Origin of the sequence: Magnetospirillum sulfuroxidans (genome assembly GCF_018224925.1) — a bacterium.
In the GTDB taxonomy this organism is placed as follows: Bacteria; Pseudomonadota; Alphaproteobacteria; order Rhodospirillales; family Magnetospirillaceae; genus Magnetospirillum; species Magnetospirillum sulfuroxidans.
Map to the genome: position 1 here is coordinate 1 of NZ_JAGTUF010000026.1, position 24,602 is coordinate 24,602.

Sequence of the window (24,602 nt, forward strand, 5' to 3'; positions counted from 1 at the left end):
CATTCCTGAACCTGTCATCAGAGTCGTCCTCAAGCAAAGTTAACACCTTTGCTCTCCACTCTTTCCGGGCAAGTCCATTTCTTCGCGAGAGCCGAAGTGAGCTTCCAGACGTTTCATCGCCTCTTGCGGGGTGATGTCCACGCTCATGCCCGTTCTCTGTTGTTTAATCTGCCCTGAGGGGATTTCGTCCCGGGTTTCCTGCGCTCATCAGGAACAAAGGAAAACCGCTCAATGGTTTAGTCCAGCACAGATCGTTGTTCTCTGTCAACATTCTGAGCCCGTACCGTTAGGCGGCAGTCAATAGCTCGCGGAGAATACGGGGCAGAGAGAAGAGAAAATTGGCCGAAATTCTGTCGCCACAAGACTACACGGTCAACAGCTACTGGCCGCGAACGGCGCAGAGCCTTGGGCCTTCGCCCAAGGCTCTATGCGTCAGAGAATCTATTCTTTAGAAGTAGTGGCGGAGGGAGAGGAATCCGCTGTTATGATTGCAGAGAACCTTCTGTGGTTGCCACTGTCCTCCATAACAAACTGATTATACGTAATTTTTGCTTCCTGACGTATTCCGACGTCCACCGATATCCGTTAGAATCCTCGTGTCGATTGGGGGTTGGTTTGGGGGTTGGAGGTGATCATGGCGCGAACGTCGAATAGATTGACGGCGATGACGGTTCAGAAAGCGAAAGAACCGGGGCGCTACGCCGATGGAGGCGGCCTTTATCTACAGATCGGACCAACAGGGGGGAAAAGCTGGCTGTTCCGCTACACCCGCCAGGGTAAGGCCCGTGAAATGGGGCTGGGAGCCCTGAACGTATTATCCTTGGCAGAGGCAAGGGAGGCCGCTGCATCCGTGCGTCGGACTTTGGCCGCCGGACATGATCCCCTTGACGTGCGGAAAGCCGAGCGACAGCAGCAGGAGACCCAAGCGTCCAACGGAATGACTTTTTCTGAATGCGCTTCCGCCTACATCGAGGCCCACAAATCCGGATGGCGGAACGAAAAACATGTCGCTCAATGGTCCTCTACCATCAAGACCTACGCAGCCCCCATCTTCGGCACGCTGCCCGTACAGGCGATCAATTTGGAGATGGTTCTGAAGGTGTTGGAGCCGATTTGGCACACCAAACCAGAAACCGCGGCTCGTTTGCGGGGGCGTATAGAAGCCGTCTTGGACTGGGCGGCGGTTCGGGGGCATCGCTCCTCCGATAACCCAGCTCGTTGGAAAGGACACCTCGACAAACTGTTACCCCCAAGGTCCAAGGTGCAGAGTGTTCAACACCACCCAGCACTGCCTTACGAGGAGATCGGCGCCTTTATGTCTGAGCTTCGGCAGCGGGAGGAAGGGGCTGCGCGGGCACTGGAATTCACCATCCTGACGGCTTCCCGGACCAGTGAAGCGTTAAATGCTCGATGGGATGAGTTCGACCTGAATGCCAAAGTATGGCGTATTCCGGGTAAGCGAATGAAAGCAGGAAAGGATCATCGGATTCCCTTGTCGGAGGCGGCAATGACCATCCTGACCAGGACGGCCGAAATCAGACAATCCGCCTTTGTGTTCCCCGGCCAGAGGAAAGAACGCCCCTTATCCAACATGGTGTTCCTCCAGTTACTGAAACGAATGAAGCGACCTGACCTCACAACCCACGGCTTCCGTTCGACCTTCAGGGATTGGGCTGCCGAACGGACAGCCTTTTCCCGCGAGGTGGCGGAAATGGCGCTCGCCCACACCATTGGCGACAAGGTGGAGGCGGCTTACCGTCGGGGTGACTTATTCGAAAAACGCCGAGAGTTGATGGCCTCATGGGCCGATTTCTGCTCTATCGGGGATTGACGGCACTATCTCCTGGCCACGAACATAACAACCAATGAGGGGTGATATCCCAAATTGGGAACCAATCCTCAGGTGACATTCCCAAGGGAAAGTGCCATCTTTGCGATGGGATTTTGTAGCTTAAAAAGGTAAGTAACGATGGGCGCCAGCAGGAAGCGTCACGTCCTGGGTGGCACACGAGTGTCGGCAGTCGGTCTCGACAAAGCATCAGACTTGGCTATCGAGGTGGTCAGATGACCGACCCCAAGACTGGTCAATTGAAAGTGACCTGCGTTCATCCCGTCATATCGAGCGGTTCCGACGAAACGTCCATTCAATCGGATGTTTCATTGAATGATGCGACATGTGAAGCCCTGCTTGAACGACGCTGGCCCCAGAACGCGCTTAACTGCGTAGATCTCTTCGCTGGCGCAGGCGGCTTCTCACTTGCAGCGCGAAGAGCTGAGTTGACGGTCAGGTTGGCTGTCGAACTCAAAAAACATGCCGCATCAACCTACCGTGACAATCTGTGCAAAGTCGAGCCGAAGCCCTATCTGGCCGAAGGTGACATTCGGGTGCTCGATCCAGTCACGCTTTCGAGGGCGGCATTCGCGGATGGGCAGCCCTGCGATCTCATTCTTGGTGGCCCCCCCTGTCAAGGTTTCTCGTCACATCGTTTGAACGACTCCGGTGTCGGAGATGCCCGCAACGATCTGATCCATATTTACTTCGATTTCGTGCGTGCGTTTTCCCCGGCGGCTTTCCTTATGGAGAACGTTCCTGGCATGCTCTGGCCACGCCACAAACCGGCGCTCGACCGCTTTTATCGGGAAGGCCGTGAAGCGGGCTATGACGTAAAAGCCGCTGTCGTCCTCGACGCTCGGGATTATGGAGTGCCTCAGCGACGCAAGCGCGTGTTCATTTTGGGGTGCCGGCGCGACCTTAACCCTGTCCTGACATGGCCTCCCGCACCGACGCATGGCAGTGAGGGGAAGCGTCGTGAAAATCCTGCACTTTCGTCCTGGGTGAATTGCAAGGATGTTTTCGGAGCTGCACCGAAAAACGATCCCAACGACACTCACATGTCTCATACGGAAGAGCTTGTGCGCACCTTCGAACGGACGCCTCCCAACGGCGGGAGTCGGCACCAGTCGGGACGCACGCTGAAATGCCATGAAAAACACGACGGTCATAAAGATGTCTATGGTCGTATCAACCCTGATGAGCCGGCCCCGACCATGACGACCGCCTGCATCAATCCCTCAAAAGGACGCTTCGTCCACCCGACCCTCCACCACGGCATCACCGTCAGGCAGGCCGCACGCATCCAGACTTTCCCAGACGATTTCATCTTCTCCGGCGGTCTGATGGCGGCGGGTGAGCAGGTCGGGAACGCCGTCCCGGTGGCGTTGGCGCAGCTGCTGATCGAGCACATCAAGCCGATACTTAGTGCCGGTCGGGCACAAGCGGCAGATATCTCACCACCGGCGAGGCGGGCGAACGGATGATCGGTGCCGCATCATTCCAGACAAAAGCCCGGACCGTCGATCACCTTGGCCGCGAGCAGATCGCGGACTGTCCGACGGCGATTTCTGAATTATGGAAGAACGCATTCGACGCCTATGCACGAAGCGTCTCCCTGGACATCTACGACGGTGACGAACCCGTCGCGGTGATCAGTGATGACGGGCATGGCATGAACCGCGCCGAATTCGAGAATCGCTGGCTTGTCGTCGGTACCGAATCCAAGGCGACAGAAGACCGCACGCCGATTGATGATCGTAACGACCTGAAGGTCAGACCCAGGCAGGGGCAGAAGGGTATAGGCCGCCTGTCGTGCGCCAATCTCGGGCCGATACTTCTACTTGTTTCCAAACGAAAAACCGCGCCCTTCGTGGCGGCGATGGTTGACTGGCGACTGTTCGAAAACCCGTTCATCAACTTGGCCGACCTCCGTGTGCCCATTGCCGAGTTTGAGAATAAGGACGCGCTCCTTACGCTCGTTCCCGGCCTCGTCGCTGAGTTGGCATGCAACATTACCGGTGGCGGTGACGCCGCACGAACGGACCGCCTGCGTGCTGCCTGGGCTGCCTATGATCATCTTTTCCATGCCGAGAATGAAGCCGGCGTCAGCAACAAGCTTCGCCCCCCTTCCGAGGAAATTCTCGAAGGATTGGCGAAAATCGAGTTCAAGGAACGGCATCTCGCTCAATGGCCGGTCTGGTCGGATGAGCGGCCACACGGCACGGCGCTGCTGGTCAGCCAAATAAATTACGATCTCCAGGTGGAGCTCGGCGACGACAAAACTGATTCGTCGGCAATTGAGGCCAGAAAGCGCTTTTTTGAAACACTGTCCAGTTTCGTCGATCCATTTTTTGATCCTGCGGACGAGCAATCTACTGCCAGCAGACTCGAATTCTCCTATGCCGTCCGGGCATGGAAAGGCGAAGTGCCGCAGACGATCGTAGGTACGGATAAACAATTCGACCGCCGCCAACTTGATGGCATGGAGCATCTCCTAGCCGGCTCGATTGATCGAGATGGCGTTTTCCGGGGACGGGTCAAAGCATTCGGCCAATGGATTCCGGAAGAGTGCGTCATTGCACCACCGAAAGACCTTCATATCCCGCGAAGAGCGGATTCCGAAGTCGGCCAACTCGACCTTTACATTGCCTCGATGGAGTTCGAGTCGATAAATTCGACGCTTCCGCGTCTTGAGTTTCAGCGATTCGAGGAGCTTGCTCGTCTTTACGCGGGTTTTATGATTTTCCGGGATGGCCTGCGGGTATTACCTTATGGTCGCACCGATAACGATTTCTTCGAGATCGAATCCCGACGCAGCAAGCACGCTGGCCGAGAGTTCTGGAATCATCGGCAAATGTTCGGACGCCTCTCGATCACGCGAGCTGCGAACCCAAACCTTAAAGATAAAGCCGGTCGCGAGGGCTTGCTTGACAATCGAGCCGCGAAGACCCTAAAGGGGATCGTCTCCAATATCCTTAAGCAGTCGGCACGGCGATATTTCGGCTACGATTCGGAAATTCGCCGCACGGTTTTGCCCGGCATTAAGGCGTCTAACAAGGAAGAGCGTGCGAATGAGGCGCGCAACAAACTCCGGAAGAAGCAACGCAAAGAATTTCGGACGAAACTACAGGTTTTTACTAAAACCCTCCCGCCTTTTGTAAAAGAAGTCGAAGAATTCGCTCGCACGCTCTCTGTTCGAGATGAGGCGGAAATCGCAGCGACCCAGCAACACCTTGAAGAATATCGGGAAAGGGCCTCCGAATTCCGATTGCCGGGTGCGCCAACGTCCTTGGGACCGCTGGAGACGCCCTACGCCGATTTCCGAGAGAATATACGTGATCTGAGCGCACTCCTGGGGGCTGCTGCTGCCGATCTAGAAATACAGATCGAGCGCATCAATCCGAAGAAGCCGCGTGAACTGCTCGAAAAGCAGATCGCACGGAACGCCGCTCAAATTCACCATCGTATCCAACAATGGAAGCGGACGATCGACATCCTTCAGAAAAGCGAATTCGAGCGGATCAGGGACGTTGTCGGTCAGCGGAATAAAGTTTTTCACGCCGAAGCGATACCTGTGGTCGCAAGGTTTGATCGCGGTGAAGTGACCTACTCCGAAGCTGTAAAACTATTGGAGCGGCTGAAAGAAGAGACGGACACCCAAAACGCAGAGCTCTTCGTTCCCTACATCGGTGCGCTGGAAAGCCTGAAAGAGAGCATTGACCTCGATCATTTGGCTTCGTTCGGTATGGAAGAACTCGGGGACATGCGGGCCGAACTGGACCGCCTCAATGCGTTAGCGCAACTCGGCATCGCCGTAGAAATCGTCGGCCACGAGTTGCAAGCCTATGACGATATTATCGGTTCCGCCATTAAACGACTTCCGGAAGAGGTCCGACAAAGCAAGGCCGTCCACGATATCGAGTTCGGCTATGATGGGCTTACCGACCAGCTCCGGTTTCTGTCTCCGCTGCGACTGGCGGGCCAACGCATCCAACGTTGGATTACCGGCGGCGAGATCGCTGACTACCTAGCTGAGTTTTTCAAGCTGAACCTTTCACGTGCTGAGATCATATTTGATGTTGATCCTCGGTTCCGGGCCATGCGAATTTACGACCAACAGTCGCGCCTCTATCCCGTGTTTATCAACCTTATGAACAACAGCATCTATTGGGTCGGCACACGCCGTGACGGTGAGCGGCGGATAGCGCTCGCGGTGGTGGGGGATGAAGTCATGGTCTCCGACAACGGCCCCGGTGTCGATGCCGAAGACATCGACAGCCTGTTCAGTCTGTTTTTCACGAAAAAGGCACATGGGGGACGTGGCGTCGGTCTCTACCTTTCCAAGGCGAACCTTGCGGCAGGGGGGCATCGTATTCGCTACGTTTCGAAGGGCGAAGGTCTGCCGCTGCCGGGGGCGAACTTCGCTATTACGTTCCGGGGGGCTGAGTTCGATGTCGGGTGAGCATTATTCGGCGTTCATCAAAGAGGCATTCATCGATCCGATCCGGTCGGTCCTGATCGTCGATGACGACTACCCGACCTTTGACGAAGTGCTTGACGCGCAACTGAGTTCCTCCCAAGGCGGTGCAAAACCGAGCGCAAAAGCGTGGTCGAAGAACCCTGAGCGTATCAAGAAGGTGATCGCCCGTTTCCGCGATCCGAAACACCCCTTGCTGGTCGATATTCACGACGGTACGAACGTCCCGGCAGGTGCCGAGAGCAAGATCGCCGCACATCTGCACCAGTCGGACCTTCTCGTCCTCGATTACCAGCTCGATAAGTCGAAGCCCAATGACGGTTCGATGGCGTTCGAGATCATCCGAAGCTTGATGCGCAACGATCATTTCAATCTGGTAGCAGTGCATACGAGCGAGGATATCGATCAGGTTTTCCGGAATACTCTGATTGCCGCGCTCCCTCCTAGCGGGTGCGTGCAGGCCGATGCAGATGCTGTGAAGGCGAATGAGCTGCTTGCCGAGTGTGAAGACACGATTGAAGGCAGCTATGATCGTATTCGAGCGAGCATCGATGTCGATGCCTATCTCTTTGCGCGTCAGAATCCGGACAAATACATGCGGGCGATAGGTAAAGGGCAAGCGCCCTTCACCGCTTTTAAAGATGCATGTGATGCGCTTGAATGGCCCAATCCTGATCGGAAGATCGTGGTCGCATACCTCCTTGCCGAGGTCGAGAGCCGACTGATGCCGCGCATGAACCCGAATCCGGCACCTGGCCTCGTCTGGAGTGATGGGCCTGTGAAATACATAAAGTCGGACTCTGTGTTTGTATCTTTCTCGGCCAAGGGTGATGAAGGCAACCTACTTGAGGACCTCCTTCTGGCGCTGAGCACATGGTGTCCACGCCCTTCTCGCCTCTTTCTGGCGAAGCTTCGCGCCGAAATGGATGAATATGGCGCGATAGCGCAGGGTGCGGCGCTCGAGAGTCGCTTCGCGCTTGCTCACTGGTACCGGCGCCTCCTCAGCTCCGAGGGAAGCGAGCGCCAGTGGTATATCGACGACAGCGTTGCCCGTCACTCAGAGCAACTGATGAACGGCATCCTTCCACGTGTGGCAGCCTTTGCGAAACGCCTCGTTGAGACCGAGGCAAAGCTTGCTTCGGCGGACGAGACCACCAAGGCGCATTTCGGCGTCGATTTCCAGAAACTCGACGAAATGTTGCGGGCAGAGCGCGAGCATAATGCCCTCGTCAGTACCACGACACCCACAGGTTGGCACCTGACGACCGGGCACGTTTTCGAGGTCGAGAATAAAATCTGGGTGTGCGTCTCTCCCGCATGCGACATGGTGCCGGGCCAACTTTCATCCTCACGCCGTGAAGCCTTTGGCGAGCGATTGCCTTTCATGGCTGTTTGCCTCACAGAAACGAAGAAAGGTAAGATTCTTGATGCCCAATCGAATCGTTACCTCTTCCTCCCGCTCAATGGGACGGTGACAAGCTTCTGTTTCAATGATCCCAGCGATGATGCGTCCGCTCCGGTCTGGCACACGCTGTATGCAGAAAAAAGGGGCGTATTTGAGGCTGACGGGCTCGGCTTCACGGTCTGCATGACGGAGTGCGATGGCGATGCCCTTGTGCAGAAAAATCGCCCGGCCCGCGTCGTCGCACAACTGAGGTACGAGTACGCGCTGAACTTCGTCCAGAAACTCGGAGGGTCTATGACGCGCATCGGGCTGGATTTTGTCGGTCGCAAGGAAAAATAGCGATAGTGGGGTCGGACTTTTCCGCTGTGTCAGAAACTCGAAGCCGCAATATGAGTGCGGTGCGAGGCAAGAACACGGAACCTGAGATGAGGGTACGGCGTCTCCTCCACGCCAAAGGATATCGATTCCGGCTGCACCGCAGTGATCTGCCCGGCACACCCGACATCGTTCTCCCTCGCCACCGTACCGTGATTTTCGTCCACGGTTGCTTTTGGCACCGCCATACAGGCTGCAAAAGGGCCACAACGCCCAAGACACGCGTCGCGTTCTGGACGGAAAAATTCGAGCGCAATGTCGCACGTGACCGACTGAAGGAAACCGCTCTCCGCGAAATGGGGTGGCAGGTAATCGTGGTGTGGGAATGCGAGACCAAGGCGACCGAAATACTCGCTGCGAAATTGGTTGCAGCCCTTACAAACAGCTCTTACCCATCAGAATCCGGTACGTCTGAGGTTGACCATCGTGGGGAGTAACCCTGAAACACCCGCGGTTCGGATTGCCGACCATCATCATCCAAGACGATCATCATTCCGCTAGGTAACAGTGGAATATCACCCAGCGCAAACCCATTCGCCTCAGCGACAGCACGGCGCAACTGCTTCTCAGGCTCCGCCAGAATCAGGTATGCCTGCTCAAGACGGGAGCCTGGAAAGTGCGTATTTGCGCCATAACCTTGCATGCCCCTGAACGTCTCAAGGGCTTCATCGCTGAGAAAGTAGAAGTCCTCGCGCATCAATCCGCGCTCGACAGCATCATCCACCAGAATGCTGTATAAGCGCTCCATGAGGGCAAGCTTTTCACCGCCTTGGGCATCCACCGGCAATGACATGTCCGGGCGTCCATTGAAACCCGCATGAACTTCTCGGTGGCACTCGCGGCAAAGCGTGATGCCGTTTCCCGTATCGAATTGGGCCGTCATGAATAAGGATTTCCGGCAGATGTGATGCGCGAAAAGCCGGCCCTGCGAGTGGCAATCGACGCACCTGTGCCCGTCGCGCTCTCTTATGAACTCGCTCCAACGCTGAAGACAGGTGACGCGTGACCGGCCTGCGCTCAACGCCTCGTGCAGTTTCGTCAGGCGGTGGGAAATCGCTTCAAAATCTGGGGCGGCGACGGAAAGTGCATCTGATGTCACCACTGGACTTCCGTAGCGAGATACTCCGACAGGATGGACCGAACTCGGAGCCCCTCGGTTTGCTGGACTGCGTAACGATAGGTTCCTTCCTGCACCACGACCCAACCGTAGGCCATGTCTTCTCCGGTCAAGACTCGCGTCATCATCCGGCTGCCGACTTCCGGCCATGCGACAAGCTCGCCTCCGCTATCCAGGCATTCGAAGTTCGCCCGCTGGCTTTCAGATAAACACTCCAAGGGGGACGCCCAGACATGGACGGGCGGTTCCATCATCGGTTCACCATATTCGAAATAGGCGTGGCCTCGCGCATTTTTAAGGACTATCCGGTGGATGCGGTTCATATCTGGTTTCCAGACGACACGCGTGTCACCGCCGAGCGTCTGGTATTCGGTCTTCGTTCGCTCGATCATGGCGCGAAAAGCGGAACTCTCACTCAGTGCACGGGCGGCACTCGGGTTTTCTTGCTTTTCCGGATCAGTCGATCCGGCAAGGACGCAACTCAGAAAGGTGACGACATATTGTTCGTCCCGAGAGAAACCGTTATTGCATTCGCGGCAGATGGTGACGACCGGCAGGTGATGCGGGCGCGGTTTGAGAATCAGACTCTTCGTCGGAACATGATCTTCGTTCGTTTCAAGACCGATGAGCGGTCGGGTGCAGTGGATACACCAAGATTTCTGCCGCCCATCGACGAATTCTTCGATCCGTTCCAATGTCCCCTCCGATCACCCCAAAGCAGATGTCTTATTGAGCATCAAATCTCCGCGACTCATCATGTTTCTTCTAATGTGGAATGGCAGGAATTCTACTGATTAATGTACATTGACTTCAATTTCGCCAGATCTTCAAAAAATGCGCTTCCTAGCCTTTTAAACTCTGAATTAGCCGTTTGTATGGCAATATTGACTCTATCTTCTGGTAAATTTCCTGTACGCAGCCCATCAAATGACTTTCCCATGATTTCCAGAGCCTTAAGCCTCTGCTCCAAACCAGAGATCACGAGCTTGAGCTGATTTAAATGTTGCTCTTTATAAAAAATTTTCGCTCCGAACGCATCCAGCTGGATTATTTTTACGTCAACCAGTTCTACAAGTTTTGCCGTCTCAAGAACTGCCGATGTCAGATCAGCATCGTTTCCTTTTGCTGCATACTTAAGCAGCAGGTCTCTGCCTTGATCAATAACCCTGTTGGTTGTCATGGCGTCATTAATAAACTTTTGCAGATATTCCTCTCTATTCTCATCCTTTCCGGCTGATCGGACTTGCCTGCCTGCATTCATCTCCGGATTACGTGGAACACTGATTTCAGTTTCCTTCTTGGCATCAATGACGATCAACCCAATGCCCATCCCCAGCATGACGATGACGGCACCGGCGAACTTGTACCAGGGCATCGTTCGCGCCGCAGGTCTGAACGCATAGGCGGCTAGGCCGAGAACGGCCAAGGTGATAGACGCATACCCCAACAAGGTTTTCATATTTCCCTCCTCTGCCCTATTTCGGCGGCGACAGCCAAAAAATACGAATATGGTTTCGTTCTATCGATAGACGACACAATTGCATTCGATGGTCAAGTCGCTTCGCCCCAAACGACAATCGGGGGCATGACGATGGACCTGAAACAGTATGTCGGGGTGCAGGTGAGAGCGGCGCGGCAGAAGCGTCGGCTGACCCAGGAGCGCCTTGGCGAGATGGTGGGTAAAACCGCTGAGAGCATCAGCAATATCGAGCGAGGCCAAGTCCTTCCGCCGCTGGATACGCTCTATGACATTGCTCGGCAGCTTGACGTCCCGATGGGATTCTTTTTCGAAGAAATGGACCGCCCCCGCACCATCGCTCGTAATCGGATGGAGCTTGAACACCGTTTGCGGGCGCTGGCGGAAGATTTGGGCGATGGCGAACTACGGTTGGCCGTGGCAGTGGTTGAGGCAATCGCGGCGCAAAAACACTAAAACACGATCTATATGCGCATCCAAATCAACTATTCGCTATAAATAAGGAGGCGCAGGTGCCTGATACGGTCAATCCTCAGCGACAGGCTTGGATTACGTTGCCTCAGGCGCTCCGTTGGGTCATGGCCGGCGAGATGCCCACCCTCGAAAACAGGGAAACCTTACCCTCTTGTCCATCCGAGCACACGTCTCGGGCGAATCTGTTTAGTTTCTGGATTGATGGTCGTCTCAAGCTTTACGGTCTAGAAGGGTACGATCCCAACAGGCCATGGACCCCTTTGCAATCCTCGCTTACCTATGAATACGATTGTTGGGAGGGCACGGACCTTGTTTGGATTCGCCCCCAGGTTATTAAGCAGGCCAATTTCGATTCCATCGACTGGGAGCATGGCACTCTTGGCCGCTTCCACCTCCTTAAAGATGAGGTCGATTCCCACCCTTATTTCATCGATCTTCGCGTCCGCTGGAATGATCTTTACGCGATAACGACTGGGAAAGAAGCGCCAGCCTACGAAAAAAAATCGCACGGTGGTTTGGTCGTGGAGACGCCCAAAAGGCGAGGGGGACGAAAGCCACGGAAGGACTGGCCCTTACTCGCGGCTTTGTCAATTATGGTTGGTGATCGCAACCCTAATTTTTGGGCGGTTAGCACAGATGATAAGCTCGGAATCCTTCGTCCTATTCTTGAAGCAGGCCATCATGTTAGCCCCAACAACAACACCCTCCCTGGACGGAGCCAGTTCGATAAAATCGCATTGCCTTACATGAAGGTTGCGAATGAATTGCTCGCCGAGCGGCGTTCACTTGGCCTTCCCCTTATGCAGGACATGCTTCCATTCGTGGCCGCGCTGGTGGCCATCATTCGGGAGCATGATCGTGAACCTGGAGAAGTCTCGTGTGAAAGCAAAATGACCGAACAGGTCAAGTATCTGCTCAGTGCGACCGCTGATCTGGAGGGGAGCAATTTTCTCGGTTCATCGGACATTGGTCTTTATAAAAAGGCGCAAGCTGTCACGAAATATGCCAACGAAGCCCATAAAGAATTTTGCTGTAAACCACACCTAAGGCCCATTTGAATTTTCGGCAGTTTCCGGCAACTCCCAACAGCAGGGCTTTAAAATCAGCATTTCCGCCAATTTTAACTAACCACAACCACCAAAGAATGACGGCAGACTTCGGCAGACTTCGGTAATACAAACCGGGTTTTGGCCGCGATAATGGCCGATGTCAGGACGCGATATGACGCACTGCATCGGAGATTTAAAATGAATGTTGTTAATAATGTTAACCGTTTGACGCACTCTGTTTCAGAGGCGTGCCGCATCATTGGTGTTGGACGAAGCTCTTTCTATAAAGCCGTAAAGAAAGGGCAAATCACAATCCTGAAATGTGGGCGCCGGACTTTGGTTCCGACCGGCGAGTGCGAGGCCTTCCTGAGTCGTCTGGCTGAGGAGAGCGGCAAATGAGACACGACCGCCGTTCCAACCTATGCGCCAGGATCGCCTCCGCTGCACGCCAGCAGATGCCCGTCCTGGCATCGCAACTGTTTCCCAGAGGGCACACCGAAGGAAGGGAATGGGCCGTCGGAAACCTGAAAGGGGAACCCGGCAATTCACTCAAGATCGTTCTGGTCGGCCCCAAAGCCGGACTTTGGAAGGACTTCGCCACGGGCGAAGGTGGACGCGACGCGGTATCGCTTGTAGCCGCCGTGGAGGGCATCGGCCAAGCCGAGGCCGCTCGCCATTTGGCTAAGATGATGGGGGTGTTCCATGAATAACATACCCCCTCCCGATACCTCTCATCAAAGCAGGAACGGGCAGCTTGTGTCCCCCGTGCCTTTTTGGGACACCCAAATTCCCTTTCCCGCATCTTGGGGGGCACCGTCAAACTATTGGGCTTATCGAAACGAGCATGGCCACATTCTCGTTTTAGTCTGCCGGTTCGACGATGAAAACGGCAAGGCAATCCGGCCGCTGACCTTGTGGATGAAACCTAACGGGGAGACGGTCTGGAAGTGGGAAGGACTACCGACTCCCCGTCCGCTGTATAACCTTGATTGGCTGGCGGCGAATCCAAGCGCCTGGGTGCTGGTTGTGGAAGGTGAAAAAACGGCAGACGCGGCGAGATCACTTTTTCCTGCCTTCGTGGTCACCACCAGTCCCAATGGCGCCAACGCGGCCAACAAGGCCGATTGGTCTTGGCTGAAAGGCCGCCAGATCGTCATTTGGCCCGATAACGACAAACCCGGCCGCACGTATGCTGCGAACGTGTTCCGGTTGGCTAAGGAAGCGGGCGGCAGCCGGATTGCGGTCGTGAAGGTACCTGTCGACTTCCCGCCGAATTGGGACTTGGCAGATTCTCTACCTGAAGGATACGTGATTGACGATCTGCGGCGATTGATCAACGAGGCCCAGGAACCCTCGAGCGATCAACTGGAAACAGTGACTGCTATTCCGGTCACATGGATTCAGTACATCAGACCGATGGTTGGCGGCATTGATCTTGTGGACGGTTTTATTGGTGTCGGACAGTCATCTGTCATCTATGGCGCATCCAACTCCAGCAAGACATTTCTTGCCCTTGATCTTGCCTTGCATATTGCTTCCGGGCGTTCATGGTTCAGTCGTCAAGTCGAGCCCGGTGGCGTGATCTTTGTCGCTGCCGAGGGCAGCTTCGGTATCAGCAATCGGGTCGAGGCCTTCCGCAGATACCATGGCATAAGACCTGACGTGGCATTGCCCTTTGCCATCGCCACTAGCAGCATTAACTTGTGCTACCCTCCGAACGATACCGATGCCTTGATTTGCACCATCAAGGACGCCGCCGCCGAAATAGATGGTCCGGTGCGGCTGGTCGTTATCGACACACTTTCCCGCGCCTTGGCTGGCGGCAACGAAAACAGCAGCGACGACATGGGGGCGATCGTCGCCAATGCCGACAGAATACGCGAAGAGACGGGTGCCCACGTGATGTTCATCCACCACAGCGGCAAGGACGCGACCCGTGGGGCGCGTGGCCATAGCCTTCTAAGGGCCGCAATCGATACCGAAATCGAGGTCATCCGTGACCAATCCAGAGGCATTTCATTCGCCAGAGTTACCAAGCAACGCGAACTTCCCGTCGAGGATGAACTCGCCTACCGTCTGGAGGTCATCGAACTCGGGACCAACCCACGCGGCAGGCCGGTCACAAGTTGCGTGGTGCTCCCGGTGAATGATGAGATCAAGAAGCCTCGGGCCGAACAGGAGCAAACGCTCCCGGCCAGTGTTGAGCGTGCGCACAAGATATTGGTTGATTGCATCGCCAAACACGGCCGTATCATGGAGGGGGAGCCTGCGATTCCACCGTTTCCGGCGGTAAAACAACAGGAATGGCATGAGGAACTGAGGAAGGCAGGTCTCACTGAAGAAGGTAAACCGGATAGTGAGCGATCCCTGCGGAGCCGTTACCGGAAGGAACTTGCAGAGCGCGGGATTATTGGGATTTTTGGTGATTTCGTTTGGCTCAATGGGCCGGGTGGGGTGAAACGAGACGAGACTCCCCCTACAGGGGGAGTCTCGTCTCGGGTCTCGCTTGCCACAGGCGTGGGGGCTATTCACTCGCTTTCGCAGCCACCGACAGCGACGGTATCGCAAGTCTCCAATCCGCATATGCCGTCCCCGGCACAGTTCCTACCATCCTTGACGCGATGGACGGGGCCTCCCGAGCATGGCGTATCCCTGAACCCCATGGCGGCAGATACACCTCCATCCACCATGCCGAAGTCCGCAGAAAACCTGCCCCTTAGTGAAATAGTGAGTGAATCGGTGGATACTGAAGACGATATCCAACTGTGATCTCATTGCCCATGCTTCCGTCACCGTCGCCCGTCCGGGCAGCGGCGGCGGGGCATGAGTAATAAAATTCACAGCTATACATCAAATTTTAAATGTATATTTTGAAAGAAATTCAATTTTTACTGGAAATTTTCCGTGGTTTTCCATATAATATTTTATGTATTAAATGGAGGGCAAATTGGATATTTGCACAGTTTCATTTAAATTTGATTCTGAAAATAAAAATATCACCGCACACTATATTGACTGGCTCATTGAGGCTGTCCGCAAATGCGAGGGCCGAGAAGGGCGCTTGCCGGAACTGGTATTATCGGCTGGCTACACGTGCGTTGATCGCACTGGATTGGTCGTGTTGGAGCATGAATTCGGCAACAAACAGATAACGCTCGCCGTGGAGATGCTCAATCCGACCGACAATCCATTGACCGGCCCAGAAAGTCCTGCGGATTGCGGTCAATTCTATATCGTCGGCAGAGGAAGTGGGATGCAGCTCGAGCCGAGGCAGCAGTTCAGCTCAACCGGCAATGTTTCAGATGAGCGGGTTCAAGCGGTTGTTGATGCTCTCGTTCCGAACGGAAGCAGACGATTCTCCATCCAATCCGCTCAAGTCGGTTGGCTCGAATGCGGCGAGATCAATGTGCTGTGTTGCCAGAATGATGAACAGAAAACTGGCGTCCGCGTTCGATACGAGGCACATGAACAGCGCTTTTTCGAGGCGGTCACGTCTCTCGACATAATTCTTAACCCGCAACACACGCGCATGAGCCGGCTCCATCTGCTTCGAAGGAAGATTGAAGCGCTTTCCGCTGGCACGATCCTTCGGGCTCCATCGGGGAAGCGTTGGCCTATCTATGTCGGGACGGCGAACTGGAACCATGCCCGTCAACGTAGATCGCAAAGCAACCTTCAGTGCGTCATGCGCGACGGGTTGCGAGTGCCGCCACGAGATGTAATCGAGACGGAAAACTACATCCTGTCCACTTTCTCGGTGGAAATGCCGCAGCGATAAGGCTGATGCAGCCACAACGCGGCCTTTCTTCAAGCACCCCCGTCCATTCGCTTCCCGCCGACCATCCTCGTGGTCGTGCGGTTCTTCGAGTTCGGCGAATTGCCATCACCACAAGGAGATTTCGATGATGAGTGTTCGGCTGAGTGAGATCCTGGTTGCCGTGCAGGAAACTGTAGCGATGCCGACTTTAACTCCCGAAGATACCGGACTGCCTATGGCAGTGTGTCTCTTGGGGCGCGACGGCAGCCCCTACGGGCCGAAGATCGGCGTATCGCCTAAGCATGGAAAGCGGCTGACCATGAACACAATGGTCTCCATATCCATATCGAACGATCCCAAAATCGTCGGCGGAGGATGGCTGCCGAACCCGGACCTCAGATTGGTGCGGGCGTGGGTGCTGCTGAATATGGATGTGCTGCTTCGGCATTGGAGGCATGAATTGCCGTCAACCGACATGTTGGCGGCGCTTCGACTGCTTGGGGAGGTGAGGGGGCGAAAATAATCTACCCCTCACAGTTCCGGGGACAGTCCCGCCGGAATGTGGAGCATGCGATCAACGACCCAGGGCATCCAAGCCGACTTTGGGGTGTCTGTCTGCCCAAGTGCGCGACAGTCCACGAGCGGAATGGGGGTTGGTTTGGGGGTTGGCGTTTTACCGCTGATAACAAATCACCTATCTTCAAATGGTTAGAAGACAGGTCTGGCGGAGGGAGAGGGATTCGAACCCTCGATACGCTTTTGACGTATACACACTTTCCAGGCGTGCGCCTTCGACCGCTCGGCCATCCCTCCGCATCACCGGTCCGGGCAAGCCCGGTCCAGAGAAGGCGGGAAAATACACGGAAGAGGGGGGGGGTGCAAGTCCAAAGGCGCGGTCGGGTAAAAACCCGAGGCTGATGCGGAAAACCGTTGAATTTTGGTCCTCTAAGGTGCAAACCTTGCGGTCTGACTTCAAAAGCAGAAAATCGTTGCGGGGGCATCATGTTGCTGGGCCGTGTCGTTGGGTGGTTCCTGATCGCGATTACCGTGATCATGGCGTCGGGGGACGTCGTGCTGGCTCTGGGGCCGGCAGATTATTCCGGCATTCTGACTGCAGATGTGATTACCCTGCTGCTTGGCGCTGCGCCCGAGCCGATACCGGAGCAGAGTTTGGCCGCCGCCGCCGAGGCCGTCATCATGGATTTGCCGGCCTGGGTCGTGGTCGGTTTTGCCGGCATCGCCTTGCTGGTGGCCAGCCGCAAACGCAATAAGCGGTTTCGCTTCCGTCGCTCCTGATTTCTTCCATCACCATATGGCGCTGATGGCGCCTGTCTGTTTGCCGTAGCGGCCGCTCAACAAGGCTCGGTCAGCGGCTTTTTCGGCAGACTGAAGAAGAAGGTGGTGCCCTGGCCCACCTCGGATTCGACCCAGATATCGCCGCCGTGTCGGTGGACGATCTTGCGGCACAGCGCCAGACCGATGCCGGTGCCGCCGAATTTTTCCCGCGTGTGCAGACGTTGGAAGACCAGGAAAATCCGATCGAAATATTGCGGCTCGATGCCGATGCCGTTATCGGCGACGGCAATCACCCAGCGCTCGGGCTCCTCGACAGCCCAGACGCGGATCTGGGGGGCGACATCCTGGCGCCGGTATTTCAAGGCATTGCCCATCAAGTTTTGCAACAAGCTGACCATCTGCACCTGATCGGCCATGACCTGGGGCAGCTTCTCGCTGCTGAGTGTGGCCGCCGAATCGGCGATGGCGCTGGTCAGGTTGACCTGGGCGATGGCGAAGGCCTTGTCCATGTCGGTCGGCGCGAAGGGGCGGCCGCGGGTGCCGACACGGGAATATTCCAGCAGGTCTTGGATCATCGCCTGCTGGCGCGCGGCGGCATCGACGGCAAAGCTGATGAATTCGCGGCCATCGGCATCAAGTTTGTCGGTATACCGGCGTTCCAGCAATTGCAGGAAGCTGGAGATGGTGCGCAAGGGCTCTTGCAGGTCGTGCGAGGCGACATAGGAAAACTGTTCAAGCTCGGCATTGGACGCCTCGAGCTTGGCTGATTTTTCCATCAGTTCGGCCTGATAGCGTTCGCGGTCGGTAACGTCATGGACAATGACGTGGACATATTGGCGGCCATGCATGCGCACCGGTCCCATATGCACCTCGACTTCGCGGACTTCACCGGAAGCCAGGCGATGGCGTGAACGGAAGAATTGCTGTTCGCCGTTGGCGCTGCGGCGCATGACCGCGCTTAACGGCTCTGCTTCCATCAGCGAGACCTGTTGGATCCCTGGGGCGGCTGCCTTATCAAAGCAATAGCCGTAATATGCTTGGGCGGCGGCATTGGCATCGACGACGCGGCCGTTTTCCGGATCAATCAGCACCTTGACGGCGCTGGAGCGTTCGAACATCTCGCGATAGGTCTGTTCCCGTTCGGCCAGTTCGCGCTGGACATCTTTTTGGTCGGTAATATCGACGAAGATGCCGTTCAGCGCGGTGGCGCCGTCTTCCCCGACCGCGGCGGCGGCGCTGCCCTTCCACCAGTGAGTTTCTCCGCCAAAGGGGTGATAGCGGCCCTCCATCTGCCAAGAATCGGAGCTGAGGGCGGCCTTGGCCATGGCCTGGGCCCAATGCTCAAGATCCTCGGGGGCAAAAGGCAGGTTCCGCCAATCCGCGATCAAATCCTCGGGGGGGATGCCGAACATCAAGGTTGATTGGGGCGAGACAAAAGAAAATCCGGGCGGCGCGTCGGGGGGTTGCAGCCACTGGAACACCGTACCGGGAGCCGAGGCGGTGACGCCGGCAAGGGTGCGTTCGGTCCGGCTGAGTTGGCCCATGGCCTGGGTGGCCAATTCCCGGCTTTGTTCCCGCGAGATCAGCAGCAGCAAGGCGGCGGCGGTCAGCGCCAGACTCAGCGCGACGCAGATCCCCAGCAGGGTCAGCGGCGCGGCGCCAAACCACAGGGCCGAACGCGGCAGATGGTGGTGAGCGCGCAAGGTCCAGCGGGTGCCGGCAAAGTCCAGAATCCGAAGGGTGGTGAATGCGGCGGAACCGGGAGTTCCAAGCCTGTCGACACCATAGATCTGATTGCTGTCGGTGACGGCGCCGGCATAGACCTGGATGTCGAGCAACGGATCCTTGACCTTGTCGACCAGATTGCCGATCAGGGTCGGCGCATGCAGGCCCAACAATAACCAACCGAACAGGGCCTTCCGTCGCTGATCGACGGTTGCGGTGGGGAAATCCGAGCGATAGATCGGATGAACCAGCAGGAACGAGCGGCTTTCGCCATTGGTGACCAGCAGGGTCAAAGGCGCGCTGAGGGTGCTTTGACCGCTGTCGCGCGCCACTTGCGCCGCCAGCCAGCGGGCGGGATGCGAGGCGATGTCAAAGCCGATGGCGGTGCCGGAGCGCGCCAGCGGGGCGATATGGGTAATGATCGCGGCCGGATCGCGGATGCCATCCGGGCGAACGGTAAAATCACGCCACAGGCGACGACGGATATCGGCGACAAAGGCTTGATGCTGATTTTCCGCCACCGCGACGGCCACGGCCAGCCCATCGACACCGGGATATCCGGCATCGAGCAACGAGCGTTGGACGAAGGTGTTCCATTCGTTGGCGCTCATTTCCGGGTGCTCGGCCCAGGTGCCGGCCCCGGCGCGCAAAACCGCCTGGAACGTATCCAGGCGGGCGGACAAGGCGTTGAACACCTGATCGGTGTTGCGCTCGAAATCAGCTTGGGCGGTGGCTTCTTCACGCTGCACTTCGGCCCACCAGATAAAGGTGGAGACAGCCAGCGCCAGCGTTAGCAAGGTGGCCAAAAAGCTGATCTGCCCGACCCGCAGGCGGCGTAATAATTGGCTAGGGTTCATGACGTTGTCGTCCGCGCAGTATCAGCAAGGTGATGGCCCAGAGCGTGACCACCAGTAAAATCGCGATCGGGAGGATGAAGCGCCACCCCGTCCCCCAAGAACCTTTGTTGAGGTCGGCGGCAGGTTCGCCGGCTTCCGCCATGGCCGCGACCACCCAATTGAAGGTGGGTTCCGTCTGCGCCCAGGCCAGCCAGGTCTGTGGCCGGCCGGTGTCATTGAGCGCCATGGCGAAACGGGTGGCGCCGGCCCCCTGTTTGCCGGCCTGCCAGATTGCCTGCAACGCCTCTGTTTCGGGGGCGTTGGCGAGATTGCTGATCTTGGTGCCTTCAAGGGTGGGGGAATCGGGGAACAGGCGGATGACCCCGTCTTGATCCAGCACCACCAGCCGACCGCCACGGGTCAGGCGCACGGCGCGCAGTCGTTCCAGAGCGTCGGCCTTGAGGCCGTCTTCGACCGCCGAGATGTAATCGCCGGTCCCGATCAGCCAGTTGAAGGGTTTGAACAGCCGGGCATAGGCGATTTTATCGTCCATGCGATCACTGACATTGGGCGGGTACCAGCTATAGCGGACATAGCCGGCATCGCCGGGAGTGCCGACGGCGCGGATCAGTTCGCGCATGATATAGCGCCCGGCGTCGTCACGGTTTTCAAGCAACGAGGTGCCTTCCAGGCGTGGGACGGTGGGCAGCAAGATGCAGGCGCCGTCGATGCTGTCGATGAAATAATAGCCGCGTCCGCTAAAAAAGCGGGGTGAACGCAAGCTTTCGCGAATGAGTGATTGCAACGCGGCAGCGGGCATACTGCCGGCGGCTTGGGCGTGGATGGCTTCGGCGACGGCGATGGCTTCGTCCACCCGATCGCGGATGCGTTCCTTCAGCACCACTTCGGCCTGAGATTTGACGATGGCCAAGTGACGCTGGGCGCTTTCCGTTTCATGGCGCAATACGGTGGTCAATTCCCGGCTGGGATCCAGTGCGGCGCGTTCCAGCAGAGCGCTGCGTTCGGCGCCGTATTGCCCGATCATCCAGAGAATCTGGGCGCAGGCAACCAAGGCCAGCGCGAATACGGGCAGGCGGAAGCTCCTTGCGGCTGGTGATTGTTCCGTCACGCGACGCCCCCTCGGATTATTCTTTTTCAAGAAATCCTATACCAACGGAGGTGGGTTGATCCATGCCTGACTGGGGAATGGGGGTTACAAAGGCAATAAGCCTTTGCGGGCGGCGGCCAGAATGGTCTGCGCCTTGGTGGCGGAGCCCAATTTGCGGCCGCAATTGGCCAAATGGAATTCCACCGTTTTCGACGAGATGCCGAGGATCGTCGAGGTTTCCCAGGCGGTCTTGCCCTGTGCGGCCCACAGCAGCACTTCACGCTCGCGCGCGGTGAGGGCGGGGACGATATCGTCCCCGCCGCGGCCGGCGGATACCTTGGTGAAGACCTTGACGATGCCGCCATCGGCCATGATTGCGGAACGGATGCGAATCAAGGTGCCATCGGGGCGGCGGCGGGAATAGGAATCGGTCAGGCTGGCTAGGCGTTGGCTGACGATCAGCCGGCGTTCGCCGGCGCCATGTTCCCCCCGACTGACATTGAATTCGACAAAGGTCAGGAACGGCGTTCCCACCTGCATCAGCTCGGCGGGAAAGCCCATGATGTCGATAACCGCCCGGTTCCAGGCCAGCAAACGCAGGTCGGCGTCAAAGCGAATCACGCCGTCTTCCAGGGCGTCAAGGGTCTGTTGCAGGACGGTGGCGGCGGTGGTGTTCATGGCAGCATCCTACGGGGTAACCAAGACGTCACCAACACTTCACTTCGCAAGTGCAAGCCTGCGGTTCATAACCAAGCAAAGCTCGGGGGGGCCGTTCCACCAGACGGAGGTAGGCATGCTCGACAACCCCTTCAACGTCTTGTTCATTTGCCGGCATAATACCGCCCGCAGCCAGATGGCCGAAGCATTGCTGTCGTCCATCAGCCGCCGCCGGTTCATTGCTTATTCGGCCGGGATCGAACCCAGGGCGGAAATTCACCCGTTGACGCTGGAAACCATTAGGAATGCCGGGTTGCGGACCGATGGCCTGACGCCCAAGGGGACAGAGATGTTCCGGGGTCCCGAGGCGCCGGCCTTGGATTTCGCCTTTACCCTGTGTGACGGCAACGAAAGCTGTCCGTCGGCCCTGGCGGGGGCGCCCATGCTGGCCCATTGGCCGTTTCCCGATCCGCTGGAGGCCGAAGGCACCCACGCGGAAAAAGCGGCGGTGTTCGCCGAGGTTTTCCGCATGATCCGTCGCCGGCTGGAATTGTTCGTGGAATTGCCGATGGAACGGCTTGACCGCCTGACCTTGCAGCGTCATGTGGATGGGATCGGCCAAAGCCCGAGCGGCGTCTGAGCCGCCCGGCACGGGCGTGCCACAGGCCAAAGCCCGAGCGGCGTCTGAGCCGCCCGGCACGGGCGTGCCACAGGCCAAAGCCCGAGCGGCACGGGCGGGGCCAACCCTATTCCAGCATCTTGAGGATGGCGGCGACGACGGCGCGGGCGCCGTCGTCGATCTGCGAGATGGTGGCGTCAAGCATGTAACACGGCGTCGTCACCAGCTTGTTGGCGCTATCGATCACCGTCTGGCCATGGCTGGCGATGACATGGGTGGCGCCGGTTGCCCGGACCGCGTCGGCGGTGCCGGCATCCGAACCGATCGTCACGGTGACCGCGCCCAGAACCTTGGCGATCAGGGCCGGCGCGATACACAAGGCGCCGATGGGCTTGGCGGCGGCGTGGGCGGCCGTGATGACGCGTTCGGTCTGCGGCTCGACCGTGCAATCGGCGCCGGCGACGGCGAAGGTGCACAAATTCTTGGCGGCGCCAAAGCCGCCGGGCAGCAGGACGGCGTCGAAATCGGCGATGTTCAGCTCTGACAGCGGCTTGATCGCGCCGCGCGCGATACGGGCGGCTTCGACCAAAACATTCCGGCTTTCGGTGCTGGGTTGGCCGGTCAGATGGTTGACCACATGCATCTGGGCGATGTCGGGGGCAAAGCATTGATAGCTGGCCCCGGCGCGGTCGATGGCCAGCAGACTGAGCACGGCTTCGTGGATTTCCGCGCCGTCATAGACGCCGCACCCGGACAAGACGACCGCGAATTTAGCCTGAGCCATGGCTGCCCCCTGATGATTTGGCTTGAACGGTCCCCATATTAGCGGGAAAACCCATTGCCCCGCCAGACCGTCACAGGAGTTTTCATGCCCCGCGCCTATGATCAGTTGGAAGCCCGCTTCAAGAAGGCCAGCGTGTTGGGCGACGCTTTGTCGGTGTTGCATTGGGACATGGCCACCATGATGCCCGATGGCGGCGCCGAAGCGCGGGCCGAACAAGTGGCGTTGTTGAAGACGCTGGCCCATCAGGCGGTGACCGGCGACGACATGGCCGATTTGCTGGCGGCGGCGGAAACCGAGGTGACCGGCGATTGGGAGCGGGCCAATCTGCGCGAAATGCGCCGTGACTGGGTGCACGCGGCCGCCGTTCCCGCCGGTTTGGTCGATGCCATGGCCAAGGCTGAATCGGCTTGCGAAATGGTGTGGCGTCAGGCGCGGCCCAATGCCGATTTCGCCGCCGTGCTGCCGTCCTTGCGCGAAATCCTTTCCCTGACCATTCAGGCCGGCCAAGCCAAGGCCGAGGCCCTGGGGGTGGGTATTTACGACGCGCTGCTCGATCAATACGAGCCCGATGGCCGGTCCGCCGACATCGACGCGGTGTTCGCCGATCTGGAAGGGTTCTTGCCCGATTTCATCGCCCAGGCACTGGACGTCCAGGCGGCCCGGCCGCCGGCGCGGTTGCCGGCCGGGCCGTTTCCGATCGAACGGCAAAAAGAGCTGGGGCAACGGGTCATGGCCACTTTGGGCTTTGATTTCCATTGCGGTCGGCAAGATGTCAGCGCCCACCCGTTCTGCGGCGGCTATCCCGAGGACGTTCGCATCACCACCCGGTACAACGTCGATGATTTTGCCTCGGCGTTGATGGGGGTGATCCACGAAACCGGCCATGCGCTTTATGATTTCGGCCTGCCCGGCGGCCGCTGGCGGACCCAGCCGGTGGGACGGGCGCGCGGCATGCAGATGCATGAAAGCCAAAGCCTGCTGATGGAAATGCAGGCCTGCCGTTCCCCCGGTTTCCTGCGTTATGCCGCCCCCTTGATGCAGGAAGCTTTCGATGGCGACGGCCCCGACTGGGGCACCGACAACCTGTATCGCCTCAGCACCCAGGTCAAGCGCGGCTTTATTCGCGTCGATGCCGACGAATGCACCTATCCCGCCCATGTCATCATCCGCTATGGCCTGGAAAAATCCCTGATCGAAGGCCGCATGGATCTGGCCGATTTGCCCGAGGCCTGGAACGACGGCTATCGCCGCTTGCTCGGCATCACCCCGCCCGACGACCGCGTCGGCTGCTTGCAAGATATCCACTGGTACGGCGGCTCATGGGGGTATTTCCCCACCTATACCTTGGGGGCGATGACTGCCGCTCAATTGTTCGGCGCCGCCAAGGCCGCCGACCCGGATATCGAACCGGGCATCGCCCGCGGTGATTTCGCCCCGCTGCTGGCGTGGCTGCGCGCCAACGTCCACGGCAAGGCCTCGAGCTTGTCGACGCGTGAGATTTTGATCGCGGCGACCGGCAAACCCCTGGATTCCGCGGTGTTCAAGGCGCATCTGCAAAGACGGTACTTGGACTGAGGTGCAAGTGCCGCTAATGTTGCCCGTTTTTCCGTGC

At 57.7% G+C, this 24,602-nt stretch carries 22 protein-coding genes and 1 tRNA gene; 15 read left to right on the forward strand and 8 right to left on the reverse strand.

The annotated features are described in order from the left end of the window. Positions 1–634: 634 nt before the first annotated feature. The 5 genes from KEC16_RS17735 to KEC16_RS17755 all read left to right on the forward strand — a co-directional run bounded on the left by KEC16_RS17735 (position 635) and on the right by KEC16_RS17755 (position 8,528). Positions 635–1,831, forward strand: a complete 1,197-nt coding sequence (locus tag KEC16_RS17735) for a tyrosine-type recombinase/integrase (RefSeq protein WP_211551433.1) — start codon at positions 635–637, stop codon at positions 1,829–1,831. Positions 1,832–2,064: 233 nt separating this feature from the next. Then, positions 2,065–3,318, forward strand: coding sequence for a DNA cytosine methyltransferase (locus tag KEC16_RS17740; RefSeq protein ID WP_211551435.1), 1,254 nt, complete (start codon positions 2,065–2,067; stop codon positions 3,316–3,318). Then, entirely contained in the window at positions 3,315–6,296 is a 2,982-nt protein-coding gene (locus KEC16_RS17745) for an ATP-binding protein (protein WP_211551437.1), read from the forward strand. Before KEC16_RS17740 ends, KEC16_RS17745 begins: the two co-directional genes overlap by 4 nt. Further along, the gene (locus KEC16_RS17750) at positions 6,286–8,055 is read left to right on the forward strand and encodes a response regulator receiver domain (RefSeq protein ID WP_211551439.1); all 1,770 of its coding nucleotides are present in this window, start codon (positions 6,286–6,288) and stop codon (positions 8,053–8,055) included. The genes KEC16_RS17745 and KEC16_RS17750 overlap by 11 nt, the downstream gene beginning before the upstream one ends. A gap of 26 nt (positions 8,056–8,081) precedes the next feature. After that, entirely contained in the window at positions 8,082–8,528 is a 447-nt protein-coding gene (locus KEC16_RS17755) for a very short patch repair endonuclease (RefSeq protein WP_346344128.1), read from the forward strand. On the opposite strand, the gene KEC16_RS17760 is transcribed toward KEC16_RS17755, so the two are convergent. The 3 genes from KEC16_RS17760 to KEC16_RS17770 all read right to left on the reverse strand — a co-directional run bounded on the left by KEC16_RS17760 (position 8,480) and on the right by KEC16_RS17770 (position 10,667). Beyond that, entirely contained in the window at positions 8,480–9,193 is a 714-nt protein-coding gene (locus KEC16_RS17760) for an HNH endonuclease (RefSeq protein ID WP_211551443.1), read from the reverse strand. The two genes, KEC16_RS17755 and KEC16_RS17760, sit on opposite strands and share 49 nt — an antisense overlap. Further along, on the reverse strand, positions 9,187–9,903 hold the full coding sequence (locus tag KEC16_RS17765; protein ID WP_211551445.1) for a hypothetical protein: 717 nt from the start codon (positions 9,901–9,903) through the stop codon (positions 9,187–9,189). Before KEC16_RS17765 ends, KEC16_RS17760 begins: the two co-directional genes overlap by 7 nt. A gap of 92 nt (positions 9,904–9,995) precedes the next feature. Further along, positions 9,996–10,667: a hypothetical protein gene (locus KEC16_RS17770; protein ID WP_211551447.1), complete on the reverse strand. Its 672-nt coding sequence runs from the start codon at positions 10,665–10,667 to the stop codon at positions 9,996–9,998. 132 nt (positions 10,668–10,799) lie between these two features. Here KEC16_RS17770 and KEC16_RS17775 point away from each other — a divergent pair, with 132 nt between their 5' ends. From KEC16_RS17775 to KEC16_RS17805, 7 genes are all read left to right on the forward strand, one after another. Continuing rightward, positions 10,800–11,141: a helix-turn-helix domain-containing protein gene (locus KEC16_RS17775; RefSeq protein WP_211551449.1), complete on the forward strand. Its 342-nt coding sequence runs from the start codon at positions 10,800–10,802 to the stop codon at positions 11,139–11,141. Positions 11,142–11,197: 56 nt separating this feature from the next. Next, entirely contained in the window at positions 11,198–12,217 is a 1,020-nt protein-coding gene (locus KEC16_RS17780; RefSeq protein ID WP_211551451.1) for a hypothetical protein, read from the forward strand. 189 nt (positions 12,218–12,406) lie between these two features. Further along, positions 12,407–12,607 (forward strand): helix-turn-helix domain-containing protein, encoded by a 201-nt coding sequence (locus tag KEC16_RS20235; protein WP_211551453.1) that lies wholly within the window; start codon positions 12,407–12,409, stop codon positions 12,605–12,607. Further along, positions 12,604–12,918 carry a hypothetical protein gene (locus KEC16_RS17790; RefSeq protein WP_211551455.1) on the forward strand — a complete coding sequence of 105 codons (315 nt, stop codon included), beginning with the start codon at positions 12,604–12,606 and terminating at the stop codon, positions 12,916–12,918. Before KEC16_RS20235 ends, KEC16_RS17790 begins: the two co-directional genes overlap by 4 nt. After that, on the forward strand, positions 12,911–14,977 hold the full coding sequence (locus KEC16_RS17795; protein WP_211551457.1) for a helicase RepA family protein: 2,067 nt from the start codon (positions 12,911–12,913) through the stop codon (positions 14,975–14,977). Before KEC16_RS17790 ends, KEC16_RS17795 begins: the two co-directional genes overlap by 8 nt. 178 nt (positions 14,978–15,155) lie before the next feature. Continuing rightward, complete coding sequence (locus KEC16_RS17800) at positions 15,156–15,986, forward strand: hypothetical protein (RefSeq protein ID WP_211551459.1); 831 nt, start codon at positions 15,156–15,158, stop codon at positions 15,984–15,986. 124 nt (positions 15,987–16,110) lie between these two features. Continuing rightward, on the forward strand, positions 16,111–16,488 hold the full coding sequence (locus tag KEC16_RS17805; RefSeq protein WP_211551462.1) for a DUF4160 domain-containing protein: 378 nt from the start codon (positions 16,111–16,113) through the stop codon (positions 16,486–16,488). A gap of 199 nt (positions 16,489–16,687) precedes the next feature. On the opposite strand, the gene KEC16_RS17810 is transcribed toward KEC16_RS17805, so the two are convergent. Beyond that, a tRNA-Ser gene (locus tag KEC16_RS17810) sits at positions 16,688–16,778 on the reverse strand. A gap of 189 nt (positions 16,779–16,967) precedes the next feature. Here KEC16_RS17810 and KEC16_RS17815 point away from each other — a divergent pair. Then, positions 16,968–17,261, forward strand: coding sequence for a hypothetical protein (locus KEC16_RS17815; protein WP_211551464.1), 294 nt, complete (start codon positions 16,968–16,970; stop codon positions 17,259–17,261). 56 nt (positions 17,262–17,317) lie between these two features. On the opposite strand, the gene KEC16_RS17820 is transcribed toward KEC16_RS17815, so the two are convergent. The 3 genes from KEC16_RS17820 to KEC16_RS20030 form a co-directional block, all read right to left on the reverse strand. Then, positions 17,318–19,843 carry a CHASE domain-containing protein gene (locus KEC16_RS17820; RefSeq protein ID WP_211551466.1) on the reverse strand — a complete coding sequence of 842 codons (2,526 nt, stop codon included), beginning with the start codon at positions 19,841–19,843 and terminating at the stop codon, positions 17,318–17,320. Further along, a complete protein-coding gene (locus KEC16_RS17825; RefSeq protein WP_211551468.1) occupies positions 19,833–20,951 on the reverse strand; it encodes a cache domain-containing protein in 1,119 nt (372 codons plus the stop codon). The genes KEC16_RS17820 and KEC16_RS17825 overlap by 11 nt, the downstream gene beginning before the upstream one ends. Before the next feature lie 84 nt (positions 20,952–21,035). Continuing rightward, on the reverse strand, positions 21,036–21,608 hold the full coding sequence (locus KEC16_RS20030) for a PAS-domain containing protein (RefSeq protein ID WP_283091937.1): 573 nt from the start codon (positions 21,606–21,608) through the stop codon (positions 21,036–21,038). Positions 21,609–21,723: 115 nt separating this feature from the next. On the opposite strand from KEC16_RS20030, the gene KEC16_RS17835 reads away from it, so the two are divergent. Next, positions 21,724–22,227: an arsenate reductase ArsC gene (locus tag KEC16_RS17835; RefSeq protein ID WP_211551470.1), complete on the forward strand. Its 504-nt coding sequence runs from the start codon at positions 21,724–21,726 to the stop codon at positions 22,225–22,227. A 106-nt stretch (positions 22,228–22,333) separates the two neighbouring features. On the opposite strand, the gene elbB is transcribed toward KEC16_RS17835, so the two are convergent. After that, positions 22,334–22,990, reverse strand: coding sequence for an isoprenoid biosynthesis glyoxalase ElbB (gene elbB / locus KEC16_RS17840; protein ID WP_211551472.1), 657 nt, complete (start codon positions 22,988–22,990; stop codon positions 22,334–22,336). 84 nt (positions 22,991–23,074) lie between these two features. Here elbB and KEC16_RS17845 point away from each other — a divergent pair, with 84 nt between their 5' ends. After that, complete coding sequence (locus KEC16_RS17845; RefSeq protein WP_211551474.1) at positions 23,075–24,565, forward strand: carboxypeptidase M32; 1,491 nt, start codon at positions 23,075–23,077, stop codon at positions 24,563–24,565. Positions 24,566–24,602 lie beyond the last annotated feature (37 nt).